The organism is Thermocrinis minervae (assembly GCF_900142435.1).
GTDB lineage: Bacteria > Aquificota > Aquificia > Aquificales > Aquificaceae > Thermocrinis_A > Thermocrinis_A minervae.
In genome coordinates, this window is record NZ_LT670846.1 from 950,840 (window position 1) to 963,959 (window position 13,120).

17 protein-coding genes are annotated in these 13,120 nt (G+C 44.1%); 13 read left to right on the forward strand and 4 right to left on the reverse strand.

The window, feature by feature from the left end:
- Window position 1 precedes the first annotated feature (1 nt).
- Genes fliF through B5444_RS05295 form a run of 11 tightly spaced genes read left to right on the forward strand, consistent with a single transcriptional unit; the run spans window position 2 to window position 9,697 of the window.
- Window positions 2-1,501 carry a flagellar basal-body MS-ring/collar protein FliF gene (gene fliF / locus B5444_RS05245; protein WP_079654175.1) on the forward strand — a complete coding sequence of 500 codons (1,500 nt, stop codon included), beginning with the start codon at window positions 2-4 and terminating at the stop codon, window positions 1,499-1,501.
- Between the two features lies 1 nt (window position 1,502).
- The gene (locus B5444_RS05250) at window positions 1,503-2,453 is read left to right on the forward strand and encodes a flagellar motor switch protein FliM (protein ID WP_079654176.1); all 951 of its coding nucleotides are present in this window, start codon (window positions 1,503-1,505) and stop codon (window positions 2,451-2,453) included.
- 1 nt (window position 2,454) lies between these two features.
- Window positions 2,455-2,829, forward strand: coding sequence for a flagellar motor switch protein FliN (gene fliN / locus B5444_RS05255; RefSeq protein ID WP_079654177.1), 375 nt, complete (start codon window positions 2,455-2,457; stop codon window positions 2,827-2,829).
- Window positions 2,826-3,596 (forward strand): pyrroline-5-carboxylate reductase, encoded by a 771-nt coding sequence (gene proC, locus B5444_RS05260; RefSeq protein ID WP_079654178.1) that lies wholly within the window; start codon window positions 2,826-2,828, stop codon window positions 3,594-3,596. Before fliN ends, proC begins: the two co-directional genes overlap by 4 nt.
- Entirely contained in the window at window positions 3,557-4,174 is a 618-nt protein-coding gene (locus B5444_RS05265; RefSeq protein ID WP_231967096.1) for a purine nucleoside phosphorylase YfiH/LACC1 family protein, read from the forward strand. Before proC ends, B5444_RS05265 begins: the two co-directional genes overlap by 40 nt.
- A gap of 33 nt (window positions 4,175-4,207) precedes the next feature.
- Entirely contained in the window at window positions 4,208-5,188 is a 981-nt protein-coding gene (locus tag B5444_RS05270) for a helix-turn-helix domain-containing protein (RefSeq protein WP_079654180.1), read from the forward strand.
- Window positions 5,185-5,925, forward strand: coding sequence for a molybdate ABC transporter substrate-binding protein (gene modA / locus B5444_RS05275; RefSeq protein ID WP_079654181.1), 741 nt, complete (start codon window positions 5,185-5,187; stop codon window positions 5,923-5,925). The genes B5444_RS05270 and modA overlap by 4 nt, the downstream gene beginning before the upstream one ends.
- A 7-nt stretch (window positions 5,926-5,932) precedes the next feature.
- Window positions 5,933-6,613, forward strand: a complete 681-nt coding sequence (modB, locus tag B5444_RS05280; RefSeq protein WP_079654182.1) for a molybdate ABC transporter permease subunit — start codon at window positions 5,933-5,935, stop codon at window positions 6,611-6,613.
- Window positions 6,594-7,241, forward strand: coding sequence for an ATP-binding cassette domain-containing protein (locus B5444_RS05285; protein ID WP_079654183.1), 648 nt, complete (start codon window positions 6,594-6,596; stop codon window positions 7,239-7,241). The genes modB and B5444_RS05285 overlap by 20 nt, the downstream gene beginning before the upstream one ends.
- Window positions 7,242-7,268: 27 nt before the next feature.
- Window positions 7,269-7,937 carry a phosphate signaling complex protein PhoU gene (gene phoU / locus B5444_RS05290; RefSeq protein WP_079654184.1) on the forward strand — a complete coding sequence of 223 codons (669 nt, stop codon included), beginning with the start codon at window positions 7,269-7,271 and terminating at the stop codon, window positions 7,935-7,937.
- Window positions 7,934-9,697 carry a sensor histidine kinase gene (locus B5444_RS05295; protein ID WP_079654185.1) on the forward strand — a complete coding sequence of 588 codons (1,764 nt, stop codon included), beginning with the start codon at window positions 7,934-7,936 and terminating at the stop codon, window positions 9,695-9,697. Before phoU ends, B5444_RS05295 begins: the two co-directional genes overlap by 4 nt.
- On the opposite strand, the gene B5444_RS05300 is transcribed toward B5444_RS05295, so the two are convergent.
- Complete coding sequence (locus B5444_RS05300; protein WP_079654186.1) at window positions 9,667-10,155, reverse strand: DUF3467 domain-containing protein; 489 nt, start codon at window positions 10,153-10,155, stop codon at window positions 9,667-9,669. The two genes, B5444_RS05295 and B5444_RS05300, sit on opposite strands and share 31 nt — an antisense overlap.
- Window positions 10,152-10,724: a hypothetical protein gene (locus B5444_RS05305; protein WP_079654187.1), complete on the reverse strand. Its 573-nt coding sequence runs from the start codon at window positions 10,722-10,724 to the stop codon at window positions 10,152-10,154. The genes B5444_RS05300 and B5444_RS05305 overlap by 4 nt, the downstream gene beginning before the upstream one ends.
- A gap of 104 nt (window positions 10,725-10,828) precedes the next feature.
- Here B5444_RS05305 and B5444_RS05310 point away from each other — a divergent pair, with 104 nt between their 5' ends.
- On the forward strand, window positions 10,829-11,416 hold the full coding sequence (locus B5444_RS05310; RefSeq protein WP_231967098.1) for an oxygen-binding di-iron domain-containing protein: 588 nt from the start codon (window positions 10,829-10,831) through the stop codon (window positions 11,414-11,416).
- A gap of 110 nt (window positions 11,417-11,526) precedes the next feature.
- On the forward strand, window positions 11,527-11,685 hold the full coding sequence (locus B5444_RS07665; protein WP_154021743.1) for a hypothetical protein: 159 nt from the start codon (window positions 11,527-11,529) through the stop codon (window positions 11,683-11,685).
- Here B5444_RS07665 and B5444_RS05315 read toward each other — a convergent pair.
- Both B5444_RS05315 and pdo read right to left on the reverse strand, forming a co-directional pair.
- Window positions 11,669-12,409, reverse strand: a complete 741-nt coding sequence (locus tag B5444_RS05315) for a DUF3108 domain-containing protein (protein ID WP_079654188.1) — start codon at window positions 12,407-12,409, stop codon at window positions 11,669-11,671. The genes B5444_RS07665 and B5444_RS05315 overlap by 17 nt on opposite strands.
- Window positions 12,406-13,071 carry a protein disulfide oxidoreductase gene (gene pdo / locus B5444_RS05320; RefSeq protein ID WP_079654189.1) on the reverse strand — a complete coding sequence of 222 codons (666 nt, stop codon included), beginning with the start codon at window positions 13,069-13,071 and terminating at the stop codon, window positions 12,406-12,408. Before pdo ends, B5444_RS05315 begins: the two co-directional genes overlap by 4 nt.
- Window positions 13,072-13,120: the final 49 nt, after the last annotated feature.

The following is a 13,120-nucleotide window of genomic DNA, read 5'->3' on the forward strand; positions in this document are numbered from 1 at the left end:
CATGCCTTTAAAGGAGCAGCTAGAGCAGCTGAAGGAAAGGTTTTTACAGCTGTCTCTCCGCCAGAAGATTCTTGTTGTAGGAGTTCCATTAGTAGCTTTAGGTCTATTGCTCAGTATTATCCTCTACACTGCCTCTCCAAGCTATAGCCTTTTGTACTCAGGACTTTCAGAAGAAGATATGAAGGCCATCCTCCTGGAGCTGGATAAGGAAGGTATAAAGTACCAGATAGGGAAGGATGGAAGAAGCGTCTACATCCCAGAGGATAAGGTCAAAGATGTAAGGCTAAAGCTGGCCGCGAAGGGTATACCCAACAAAGGTATAGTGGGTTATGAACTCTTTGACCAGAAGGACCTCTTTCTTTCGGATTTCCAGCAAAGAATAAACTTCAAAAGGGCCGTAGAGGGGGAGCTTGCTAGAACCATAATGGGTATATCTGCTGTTGACAGTGCTAAGGTGAACATAGCTCTACCGGAAAAGTCCATATTTGCGAGGGAGGAAGAAGAACCTTCGGCAAGCGTTTTTGTTAAGTTAAAGCCTGGCTATGAGCTAACGCCAGAGCAAGTCAAGGCCATAAGGAACCTGGTAGCGGCGAGTGTACCCAATCTAAAATCCAAAAATGTTGTAGTGATAGACGACAGGGGTAACGACCTTACGGCTATGGTAGAGGAAGACAAGCTAAATAATCTCACTGATAAGGAGCTTAAAATAAAGCTTGAGTTTGAAAAAAGCTTAGAGAAAAAAGTCCAAAATGCTTTAGAAGAAGCGTTGGGACCTGGATCCGTAAAGGTAAAAGTCTCTGCAGACTTAGATCTTAGCCAAACGCAGACAAAGGAGGAGATATACGACCCTGATATGACCGCCGTTGTAAGTCAGCAGAAAAAGAAGGAAAGGGTGATAAGTGGTGGAGTAGGGGGTGTTCCAGGTGCCCAATCTAACATACCACCCGGGACTGGAGCTATAACTGGACAAGGACAGGTATTGTCAGAAAAGAGTGATACTATTACCAATTATGAAGTTAGCAAGAAGGAAGTGTATACACAAGGTCCCTCTTTGAAGATTAAAAGGCTAAGCGTAGGTGTTATAGTTAACTCTGATATAAAGAATATAGATGTAAACAAGATAAAGAATATAGTATCTGCAGCAGTAGGTCTTGATCCAAACAGGGGGGACGTGATAACCGTAGAGGCATGGCCTTTTAGGAAGCCTGAAGTATCTCAGGTATCGTTAGAAGAAAGAATGAAGAACTTAATACCAATCTTACTGTTGTCCTTGTTCTCTTTTATTGTCCTTGTGGTAGTTTTTACAGCTTTGAAGAGATTAAGGAAAGCTCCTAAAGAAACACCTGTTAGTGTACCACCCTTAGAAGAGGTCAAAGGAGTAGAAGAGCTTAGGTACAAAGCTAAAGAGATAGAAGTTATCGAAATAGTGGCCAAAGCAGTTAAAGATAATCCAGAAGCTACAACCAAGCTTATAAAAAGCTGGTTAAGGAGTAACACATAACATGTCTGATCAAATCCTAAGTCAGGAAGAAGTCAACCTCATACTCCAGTCCCTTGGGAAGGAAGTCCACGTAACACCCAAAGAGGTAAAAGGTGTAAGACCCCTTGACCTGTCTCTGTTTGAAAAAATAAGCGTTAGTAAGCTTCCAGGTCTTGAGCTTATCGTTGAACGATGGGCAAACAATCTTAGAAGGTCTCTTATGCCCATAATAGTAACATTGACAAATGTCTATAAGGAAGATACACAGGTAGTTAAGTTTTTCGACTTCCTAGATAGTCTTCCAACACCTTCCGCTATAGCTGTACTTTCTGCACATCCTTTAAGAGAGAATCTTTATCTTATATTGGATCCTAAACTGGTTTATATGGTAGTTAGTTTAGTATTTGGTGGCTCTGCAAAACCTTCTAAGATAGAAGGGAAAGAGTTTACTCGTGTGGAGCTTAGAATAATACAAAAGCTCTGCAAAATTCTTATAGATGAACTTAAAACAGCTATGAGTTCAATAATAAAAGTTGATATAGAACTCCTTCGTATAGAATCAGAACCGATACTGCTAATGCCAGCAAAACCAAAGGAGAAAATCTTCCTTTCACGCTTGGTCATTAACGTAGAAGGAAACGAAAGCTTTGTTTACCTTGCTATACCAAAAGCAGCTATAGAACCTTTCGAAGGGTTGCTCAAGGGTGGACAGCATAAAGATACACAATATGAAGACAAGCTTATAAAAAGCTTGGTGAATATACCTGTAAATGTGGAGGTAGTACTTGGAAGCACTAACGTGTCGTTGGAAGATGTTCTTCTCTGGAAAGCTGGCGATACTATAATAATCTTGGATAATAGTGTAAGATCACCCCTTGAAGCTCGTGTAGAAGGTATCACGAAGATGCTCGTTTTCTTAGGTCAGGTGAGCAACAAAAAGGCCTTTAAATTCTTAAAGTTTTTGGAGGATTGATATGCTAGAAGAGGAAAAACCAGAAAACCTGGCAAGTACGTGGGAAGAAGCGATAAAAGAGCAACAGCAAGTACGACAATCACAGAGGGAAGAAAAGGAGAAAAGAGATGTTACTCAAGAACTTAAGAGACTTTTAGACATACCTCTGAAGGTGGAGGTGGTAATAGGTTCTACTACACTCACCATAGGTGAGCTTTTGAGTCTTGTTCCTGGCTCTGTAGTAGAGCTAAACAGAAATGTGGATGAACCTGTGGATATATATGTAAACGGTAAACTTCTAGCAAAAGGAGAGATAGTGATAGTAGAGGAAAGATTTGGCGTTAGAATAACAAGGATTGTAGAAAAAGAAGATAGAATTAGGAGTTTGTCTTCATGAGGCTAGGTGTTATAGGCTTTGGAAACATGGGCTCTGCCATAGCAAGGGCCGTTAAAAAGCACTTTAGTGATGTGATTGTTTACGATGTGTCTCAGGAAAAGAGCATGAAGGCCCTTGAGGAAGGCTTTGGTGTTGCAAAGGATCTTAAGTTCATGCTGGCAAACTCGGACTTCGTGCTGCTTGCTGTAAAACCAAAGGATGTTCCGAGTGTGCTCACAGACTTAGACCTAGGGGATAGAGTCCTCATCAGTATAGTAGCAGGTCTTACCTTGGATAGGCTGTACCAGCTAGTAGGCCATGACAAGAAGATAATAAGAACTATGCCCAACATAAACGTGCTTGTGGGAAAAGGAGTTATGGCTTACGTCTTTGGGGAAAACCTTACAGAGTACGAGAAGGAGTTTTTCCTAAAAAGCTTCTCCTCCTGCGCCAGTCTTTATCCTATAGAAGAAGGCATGATGGACTCTTTTACAGCTATAGCCGGCTCTGGCCCTGCCTTCGTGTTTAAGTTCATTTCAGCTCTGTCGCTGGCTGGTGTTAGGGAAGGGTTTTCTTACGAGCTTGCCAAGAGTATAGTCATAGACACCATATTGGGAAGTTGCGAGCTTCTAAAGAGTATGGGTGGACACCCAGAAGAGTGGATAGCAAAGGTGGCTTCTCCCGCCGGTATCACCATAGAAGGTATAAAGGTCCTTGAGGAGAGGGGTTTTTCTGGGATAGTGATGGAATGCATAGAAAAGACATCACAGAAGGCAAAACGTCTTTGATGTTTTCTCTCCGCGTGGGAAGAGCCTTAGTAGGTCTTAAGATCCACACACCTGAAGATGAAGTTCAGGTTCCTAAACAAATACATTCAGATAAAGTTCTGGTGCTTGAGAAAGATGGAGTAGGCGAAGGGGATGCTATCATAACCCAGAGGCCGGGGATAAAGATAGGGGTAAGGACGGCTGATTGTGTTCCTGTAGTCCTGGTGGGGGAAAAGACGGTAGGTGTTATCCACGCAGGGTGGAGGGGTCTACACAAAGGTATACTGGAGAAGGCTCACACAATCTTTTCTGAGCTTGAAGGCTCAAAACCAACCTTTGCCTTTATAGGACCTTCTGCCAAAGCGTGCTGTTACCAGGTTGGTGAAGAGTTTAAGAGTATGTTTGAAAGCATCTTCTACAGAAATTTACACTTCTACTTGGACACAGCTCTAGAGGCTAGAAAAAGGCTTATCAAGTTGGGGGTGAAGTCTCTCGTCCACATGGACATCTGCAGCATATGCTCTGAACGTTTTCCTTCCTACAGGAGGGATAAAACCCAGCAAAGATTGGTAACCTTCGTAGAGCTTATACCTACCTGACAATATTTCGTCAGACTTGTATAATATATCGTCGTGAACAGGGTAAAAGAAGTTAGACTGTCCAAAGGCCTTAGCCAGGAGGAGCTTTCTTCCATATGCGGTATACCCAGGACTACTATAAGCGCCATAGAGTCTGGCAAAGTAAACCCTTCGGTGGAGCATGCCATAAGGATAGCCAGGGCTCTGGGCGTTTCTGTGGAGGACCTTTTTGGTAATGAACCCGTAGTCTCCTTCACGGAAGGGCTAAGAGGGCCCTTTGTCAGCGCCAAGGTAGAAGACAGGATCGTATTATACCCCTTGTCCTCCTTACATCACTATGTGGAGCCAGACGGCCAAGTGGAGGGCGAGAGTGTCTTGTGGAAAGAAAAATCTAAAAGCCTTTTTAGCCTAACTATAGCCACGTGCGACCCTTTTGTATCTTCACTCCATCAGAGTCTTTACCCTAAGGGGATAAGGTTAATACCCTTGTACTCACACAGTCTAGGGGCTCTTGAGCTTTTAAGGAAGGGCCTGGTTCACATGGCGGGTGTTCATCTGGGGTCTTTGGAGGAAAACTTCAAGGTTGTAAGGGATCTCCTAGGAAAAGGTTACAGGGTAATGTGTCTTTTTGAGTGGGAGGAGGGCTTAGCTTACACGGAGGACTTTAGGAAACCTAACCTCGTGTGGCTTGTCAAGGAGAAGGGATCAGGGTCATGGACTACTTTTGAAATTATAGAGAAGCGTCCTGCAAACATAAAAATAAGGGAGTTCAAGGGTGGTCACAGGGAACTCATAAAGGCCCTTATAAACAACCTTGGCCATGTAGCCATTTCCATAAAACCCCTATCTGTCATGGAAGGGCTCAGCTTCTACACGATAAGGAGAAAAGACTACTGCATCGTTTACCCTGAAGGTATGGAGAAGGACAGAAGGTTTGCGACCTTTCTCGAGCTGTTAAGGAGTAAGTCTTACAAACAAAGCGTTGAGCAAATACCAGGCCTCAGATGGAAGAGTTTTAAGGAGGTGTCAACATGAAGAAGTTGCTTTTTTTCCTACTGCTTTTGTCTGCCTTTGCTAAAGCGGAGGTCATAAGGGTGTTCGCAGCTGCAGACCTTCAGTACGCCCTGAAGGAAGTAACCGAGCTGTACGAACAAGCCAACCCAGAGGACAAGGTAGAGCTTATCTTTGGCTCTTCCGGTAAGGGCACTGCTCAGATAAAGAGTGGGGCACCCTACCATCTTTTCTTCTCCGCCGACATGAAGTACGTGGAGGAGCTGTACAGAGAGGGTTACATAGTCACGCGACCAAAACCTTACGCCGTGGGAAGGCTTGTCCTCTGGACCAAAAAGGACTCTGGACTCAACCCCTCTGACTTTCCCCAGGTCCTTATGAAGGCCAACAAGATAGCCGTGGCCAACTGGGAGCATGCTCCCTATGGAAGGGCTGCAAAGCAAGTTATGGAGAAGCTTGGACTCTTTGAAAGACTTAGGGATAAGCTTGTACTCGGTGAGAACGTCTCTCAAACGGCCAGCTTCGTATACTCGGGAGCTGCAGACATAGGCTTTATACCCCTTTCCCTGGCTGTGTCTTCGAATATGCAAAAGGTAGGCGTGTACTACCTAGTTCCAGAAAACCTTCACGAGAGGATAGTCCAAGGTTACGGAGTGACCAAGTACGGAAGCAGCTCAAAAGCCGCTATGAGGTTCTACAACTTCGTAGCTGAACCCAAAGCAAAGCAGGTACTAAAGAAGTACGGTTTTGAAACGCCGTAAAGAGACCATGGAGTCCTTCTGGGAGCCCTTCTACCTGACTGTAAAACTCTCCCTTCTTACAAGCCTTCTTCTACTTCCTATCTCCGTACCCATTGCCTACTTTGTAGTCTTTAAGAAGGGCCTTGTATCGCGCATCCTTGAGGTAGTGTGTAACCTTCCGATGGTGCTTCCGCCCACAGTACTCGGTTTTTACCTTCTCTTACTCATGGGTAAAAGAGGACCTTTTGGGGAACTTTGGGAAAAGCTCTTTGGCCATCAGCTTGCCTTCCACTTCGAAGGACTAGTCGTAGCCTCCATCATCTTCAGCCTTCCTATGATGGTAAACTCCCTAACGAGCGGGTTTAGGTCTGTGCCTAGAGTTCTCATAGAAGCAAGCCTCACACTTGGAAAGACACCCCTACAAACCCTCTGGTACGTAATCCTTCCCAACTCTAAGCCGGCCATACTGGCTGGGCTTATACTCTCCTTTGTGCACACCATGGGTGAGTTTGGTGTAGTGCTCATGGTGGGTGGAAACATACCAGGCCAGACACGCACCCTATCCATAGCTATCTACGATGCGACAGAATCTCTAGACTACAGAACAGCCCATCTCTACTCGGCTATACTTATAGCCGTATCCTTTGTTTCACTCCTTGCCTTGCTTTTTATGCTAAACCGAAGGGACCATGATAAAGGCTTACCTTAAGAAGACAGGACTCCGCGGTTCAGACGGAGATTTTACCTTAGAGGTGGAGCTTGAGGTAAACGACGAGATAGTTGTAATATTCGGGCCTTCTGGCAGTGGCAAGACCACCATACTCAGACTCATAGCAGGATTAGAAAAAGCCGACGAAGGATACATATACGTAAACGGCGAGGTGTGGTTAGACACAAAGAAGGGTATAGACATACCACCTTACAAGAGATCGGTAGGCTTTGTCTTCCAGGAGTATGCCCTCTTTCCAAACATGACCGTGTATGAAAACGTAGCTTACGCCATGAAGATAAAGGATCCTTCAAGGGTAGAAGAGCTCTTGAAGATGGTAGACCTTTGGAATCTCAGAGATGCTTACCCTAACAGCCTCTCGGGAGGTCAGAAGCAAAGGATAGCATTGGTAAGGGCACTGGCGCGTCAACCTAAGGTTCTGCTCCTTGACGAACCTTTTTCCTCCCTAGACGAAGACATGACGATCCTTTTAGAGAAAGAGCTAAAGAACTTCCAGAGATCTTTACATATTCCTACTCTGGTGGTTACACACCTAAAGGACCAAGTACAAAGACTGGCCGACAGAGTTTACCATATAAAGAAAGGAAGATTTCTTAACCAAAAATAAACAGAGTTTTAGTTTATATTAATTAGCATGAAGCTTTTGGAAGAGCTTGAAGAAGTAAAGGCTATGACCATACGGATGGCGGGCTTGGCCAGGTCTGCACTTGAAAAGGCCATGCAGTCCCTGAACACTCAAGATGTTGACAAAGCCCAGGAGGTGATAAAGGGGGATGACGAAATAGACAAGATGGAAGTAGAGATAGAGAAAAGGTGCATAAGGATGGTAGCCTTATACCAACCGGAGGCCAGTGACCTTAGGCTCATAATGGGTATATACAAGATAGTCTCAGACCTTGAGAGGATAGGGGACGAGGCTGAAAACATAGCCGAGAGATCCATAGTGTTGGCCCAGGAACCACCTTTAAAACCTTACGTAAACCTAAACCTAATGGCGGAGCACGTGAAGACCATGATAGAGGATGCCGTCATAAGCTTCTTCCAGAAGGATGTAGAACTGGCAAAGAAGGTCATTGAGAGAGATGACCTGGTAGACGAGCTCTACCACCAGCTAGAGAGAGAGCTTATCACCTACGTGATGGAAGATCCAAGGAACATAAAGAGGGCCATAAACCTTTCCTTTGTAGCCAGACACCTAGAAAGGATGGCAGACCATGCGGAAAACATAGCTGAGATGAGCATATACTACACAGAAGGTGAGATGATAAAGCATCAACATATAAAGGATAAGGGAATGGCTTGAAACTCTACCTCCTTTTCTTTCTTTTCCTGGTCATCTTCGTAGCTGCGAACGTAGCCCTTCTTGACAACCTCAGAAGAATCTGGACAGTAGGTTATCCTCTCATACTCCTGATAATAAACCTGGATCTTCTTATCCTCTTTGTCTTCTTCTTCATGTTCTTCAGAAAGCTAATAAGAACTTACTTTCAGAAGGAAGAGAAAAGCCTAAAGAAAAAGGTATCCAACTTACTCTTCTTGTACGTGTCACTGCCTGTGCTCTTTTTAAACTTTGCCACGGCCGTTATCCTTATACAGTCCACGAAGACCTTTATAACCTCAAGCCTCAAAGCAATGGCCAAAGATTCGGAGAGTATACTTTACTACCTAAAACAGAAGGAGGAGAAGAAGCTTCAGAGCTATAGGGTGTTTTTTGAGGACGCTATAAACAGAGGAGAGACTCCAGAAGGGTACAGATCTCTGTTTGAAGACATACAAGGAATAAGCAAGGTTAAAACCTGTCAAGATAGAGAAGACACTGAATCCTATACACTGTGTGTAAAAGACTATGCTCTAGTAATAAAGAAGGACAGACATCTCATAGAGCTGGCAAGCAGATTATCCAAGTACTCGAAGGACCTTAGAGACCTCGCTAAATCAAGGGATGTGATAAACGGCGTTTACGTCTTCTTCTTGGTGCTTGCTACCTTCCTTAGCCTTCTCGCTTCTGTTTGGCTTGGGGAGATGATAGCTAGGTACATAAGCTCCCCCCTAGAGAGAATATCAAGAAAGGCTCAGTCCCTAGCCTCGGGAGACTTCTCGGTAAGCTTTAGTGAAGTATCACCTTACGAGGAGATGGCAGTACTCTCAAGGTCCTTAGAGAAGATGAAGGAAGAGTTAAAAAAGCTCTATCAGAAGCTTGACAACGAAAGGCAAACCCTTCAAGAACTTATAAACTCTCTTCCAGTTGCTGTAATCTACTTTGACCAGGAAGGAAGAAAAATACTTTCAAACAGGTACTTTTTAAAACTCTTTGGAGAAAATATAGATAGGGAAGATCAGCTAAAAAATCTATCATTGGAGGAACACATACGTATGGAAAAGCTTCAACTAGCCACGGGAAGCATATACATCTTTTACGATGTAAGCCCCTATATACTTTCAGAGCGTTTTAAAACTTGGCAGTACGCTGTCAAAAGGATAGCTCACGAAATAAAGAATCCCCTTACCCCCATAACCCTAAGTTTAGAAAGGATACTAAGGCTTTTAGAGAGTGGCAAAGTAGACGTTCAAAAGCTTAAAGAGATCATAGGAATGATGATGGAAGAAATATACAGAATAAAGGAGCTTGTAGACAGATTCAGAGAGATGTCCGTAGAGGTGAAACCACAAGTAGAAAAGCTAAACATAGCAGAGGTAATAAGGGATGTAGCCAGGTTCTATCCTAACCTGGAGGTAGAGATAGAAGGTACTAAAGAAGTTTACGCCGACAAGAACCTCCTTAGGGACTTCCTTTTTAACCTGTTTAACAACAGCTTAGAATGGGGAGCTAAGAGAGTATGGATAAGAATCTCTCAAGACAGGATGGAATACTTGGACGATGGACCTGGCATTGAAGAAGGGAAAGAGGAGGTTATCTTTATACCCTTCCATTCAGAAAACCCAAAGGGTATGGGCATAGGTCTTTCTGTGGTGAAGAACATAGCACAGCTTCACGGATGGGATGTAAGGGCTGTTCCAAAAAAGGACGGCTTTCAGTTACTAGTGGAATTCAAGTCCAGGTAAGGCAGAATCTGAAGTACTCTTATAAGGTGGTTTTCCCATATGACGTCAAGCTCGTCCATGACGGCCTTCTCCTGGTCTTCCTTGGATAGCCTCTTGAAGCTTTCTGACTTTACGCCCCTCTCATGTAATAGCAAGGGTACAAAGATCTTACCTATGGCGTAGAAGACAAAGGCAAGCTCTAGATCTGACAGATGAGGGAATGAGTTAAAAGTTCGGTAGGTCTCTACACCTGCAAAGTTGGTCCAGCGTCTTATTTCCTCATCTTCTACTCTTTTCTCCATACCACCCAAGTACATGGACCTTAAGGCCAAAAGCAGACGCCTTTCTGGGTTTGGAAAAAGGTCCCTTATATCTTCCTCGATGGTTTTAAGGTCTTCTTCCCGGATCTTACCGTAATCCTCTAAGAACCTTTCCTTCCACTCTATGTACCTTGTTAGGTCCTTAAAGGGATTCTTCAACCTGGCTCCTCTGCCCTTTCGTACTCAGGACATTCAAGGGTTGTAAGATCTACGTTCGGAATAATCTCTTCTACTTGGTTATGATATCCACACACAAAGCACTCGATCTGGACGCTGTAGCCCGAGTGTAGGTGCCCTATATCCCATCCGCACAGGGGGCATTCACCTTCACAACCCTTAAGAACGTCAAGCAATCTGTTGCCGTTTTTAAGATGCGCTTGCACCTTTTTAACCCTATCTATGGCCCTTTTGAGTTCGTCTGTGTTCCACTCAGCACCGCAGTCTAGGCACCTGTACTCAGAATAGCTACCCTCTTGAAGGAGTTTTATGACGTTCTCCGACGCACATCTGTCGTCTACGCAGACTTCCCCTATGAGTTTTCTACCTAGCTTGTCCAAGATCTGCTTAAAGTCTTCTCTGGATAGGTTCATGGGGACATCCTTTACTGTGTAACCACAGCACTGACATTGAGCCTCAACCCTTGGGTATGGTTCGTCGTACTCGCACACTTTGAGGGCTATCCTATTGCAGTAAGGACAGAGTTCAAGGTGAGTAATGCACACAACCATGGGTTAATATATTATCATACAGATTAGGAGGACACTATGGGGAAGGATGTGCTAAGAGGGGAAGTTCTGTATGACGATGGAGTCCATAAGTTTATATGGTTAGGATGGGAAGAGAAGGAAGAGGAGGGCCTAGTTCAGACGAATTTTACTCACACCAAGATCCAGACGTTTGTTCAGGTGTAGCCCTATGGCTCAGTACAACTCCAGCCACCGTTTACGTATCCAAGCTTTGGGTAAGGTTCCTGCCACACTTTGGCGCCTACGACATAACAAGAGTGGTTCCTATAGAAGACTCTGGAGGTAGGATAACCTTTAGGTCTGGTGACTATCTGGAGATAATCCCGGCTCACTTTCTGCACTCTGAAGGAAACTTTACACTCTACGATCCGCGTTCAAAGATACTCTTCTCCGGAGACATAGGTACGGCTATTTTTCCGAAGGGCGAAAGGTACGTGTTCGTAGAGGATTTCACTAAGCATTTAAGTCTTATGGAGGGCTTCCACAGAAGGTATATGGTATCTAACGTAGCTTTAAGAAAGTGGATCAGCCTGGTAAGGAAGCATCCTGTGAAGATGGTAGCTCCACAGCATGGCGCCATATTCAACAAAGAAGAGCATGTACAGGCTTTTTTCACTTGGCTTGAATCTCTTAAATGTGGAATAGACATCATAGATGAAATATACGGGGGATAAATATATCCTTCAGTGAGAAAGAAAACTCTCCTCAATAATTAGATAAAGGATTTGATTTTTACTACTTTAAGCTTTCTAAAAAGCTCTCTCCACCGATTGTAAAGTTCGCAATGCTTTCTTCTACAATTAAACAAACAGCTGATTTTATAAAAGGTGCTTTCAAGGATCTTTTAGTGGTTGTGTCTTATACTCAAGAAGTGAAAAAGATAGCCAAGTCTGTGGAGATATATCTAAACGTGAACGAAAAGCTCTCTATCGGTGGTAGGTAAATACCTCTCTCAATAGGTACTTATCCCCTTGAAGGCTTGTAAGGTATACTTTGACAGAGCCTAGTATAAAACCAAGCTCCATTTGGACAGGAAGAAGTGTTTCTTGATCTATCCAGAGGTACCACCTACCTTTTGGTTTTAATAGACCTTTGGTCTCCACGTTTGGGTAGACCTCTAGAAGTCTTGAGTAGAACCTTCCTGCTGGGGTCTCTACCCATTCAACAGCTAAAACAGAGTAAGGTATCACGTACTCCCTATCGTCATAGAACATAAAGACGCTTCCTCTGTCTTTTCTCTGAGAGTCTCTGTACAGAATAAGGGCAGCTGTGTATGGATCTACATAACCTTTGTAGGGATAGACCTTTTCCTCCGACCTCTCTACTTGGTTGCTCAGACCAACATAGTGGATTTTTTTAACAAGTATGTTATTGTTGTTGAACGTATAGAACTGATCGCGTTTGAAGGTTCCTTCTTCCTGATGGTACTCAAATTTTAGAGGCCGTAGGTCTTTTAGGCTTATCCTGGCAGAACCTGTGTTGTAAACTCTCTTTACCCATCCTCCTACACCTACAGTCTTAGCAAAGCTGGAGACCTCAAGGGTTTTATCCTCTATTTTGTACGTTATGCACGTCTTGGCAACCGTAAAGAAAAGATACTTGGCATCGTAGCAGGCTGTCAGGCTGTTGGCATAGACGAAAGAAAAAATAAGCAGGAGGAGTATCATCCTTCTTTTTTGAGCTTCTCGTAGGCAGCCATCACGTAACCCAAGAAGGCGTTCTCTGGTTGTGCTCCGACGAACTCCACGAGCCCCTTGTTTATGACTATCTTAGGAACTCCCACCACCTGGTAGAGTTCAGCCAGATCCATGTTTTCACTCGCATCCACGATTATGGCCTTTATGTAGTCACTGGCTATGGCGAAGTTCATAGCCATCACGGCAGCTGCAGGACAGTACCCGCAGGTGGTGGTTACAAAGACCATTATCTCTATGGGTTTGTCTATGGCTGAGATAAACTCAAGAGTTCTCTCCGAAAGCTTGGGCTCACGCTTGGAAACCTGCACTATTCCTTGGATCAGTGTGGAAAACTCAAGACCTCCTGGAACACCCACATACCTTATGCCGTAGTCCTTATCCCCTTCGATGACTATAGTGGGCACCCTTTCTATCCCGTAAGCTTGGGCTACATCTTTCTCTATGAGGGGCGAGTGGACAACCACCTCTAGCTTTTCCTTTTCCACCTCAGCTAGCTCTTTAAGAAGCTCCTCCACTATCTGGCAGCTTTCGCAAGCTATGGCCTGGGAAAAGAGCCTTAAACGTACCTTTTCTTTGAGCTCTTTTGAGAATATGTCTTTTAGCTGTGACCTGACTTCAAGGTTCAAAAGCATAACAGACCTCCTTAAATATTATAATCCCTTTACGGATAGGATAATAGAA

Bases quoted from the DNA above. Each gene is read 5' to 3' on its own strand.
- fliF (WP_079654175.1), top strand. From the start codon at position 2: ATGCCTTTAAAGGAGCAGCTAGAGCAGCTGAAGGAAAGGTTTTTACAG.
- B5444_RS05250 (WP_079654176.1), top strand. From the start codon at position 1,503: ATGTCTGATCAAATCCTAAGTCAGGAAGAAGTCAACCTCATACTCCAG.
- fliN (WP_079654177.1), top strand. From the start codon at position 2,455: ATGCTAGAAGAGGAAAAACCAGAAAACCTGGCAAGTACGTGGGAAGAA.
- proC (WP_079654178.1), top strand. From the start codon at position 2,826: ATGAGGCTAGGTGTTATAGGCTTTGGAAACATGGGCTCTGCCATAGCA.
- B5444_RS05265 (WP_231967096.1), top strand. From the start codon at position 3,557: ATGCATAGAAAAGACATCACAGAAGGCAAAACGTCTTTGATGTTTTCT.
- modA (WP_079654181.1), top strand. From the start codon at position 5,185: ATGAAGAAGTTGCTTTTTTTCCTACTGCTTTTGTCTGCCTTTGCTAAA.
- modB (WP_079654182.1), top strand. From the start codon at position 5,933: ATGGAGTCCTTCTGGGAGCCCTTCTACCTGACTGTAAAACTCTCCCTT.
- B5444_RS05285 (WP_079654183.1), top strand. From the start codon at position 6,594: ATGATAAAGGCTTACCTTAAGAAGACAGGACTCCGCGGTTCAGACGGA.
- phoU (WP_079654184.1), top strand. From the start codon at position 7,269: ATGAAGCTTTTGGAAGAGCTTGAAGAAGTAAAGGCTATGACCATACGG.
- B5444_RS05305 (WP_079654187.1), bottom strand. From the start codon at position 10,724: ATGGTTGTGTGCATTACTCACCTTGAACTCTGTCCTTACTGCAATAGG.
- B5444_RS05310 (WP_231967098.1), top strand. From the start codon at position 10,829: ATGGGAAGAGAAGGAAGAGGAGGGCCTAGTTCAGACGAATTTTACTCA.
- B5444_RS07665 (WP_154021743.1), top strand. From the start codon at position 11,527: ATGCTTTCTTCTACAATTAAACAAACAGCTGATTTTATAAAAGGTGCT.
- B5444_RS05315 (WP_079654188.1), bottom strand. From the start codon at position 12,409: ATGATACTCCTCCTGCTTATTTTTTCTTTCGTCTATGCCAACAGCCTG.
- pdo (WP_079654189.1), bottom strand. From the start codon at position 13,071: ATGCTTTTGAACCTTGAAGTCAGGTCACAGCTAAAAGACATATTCTCA.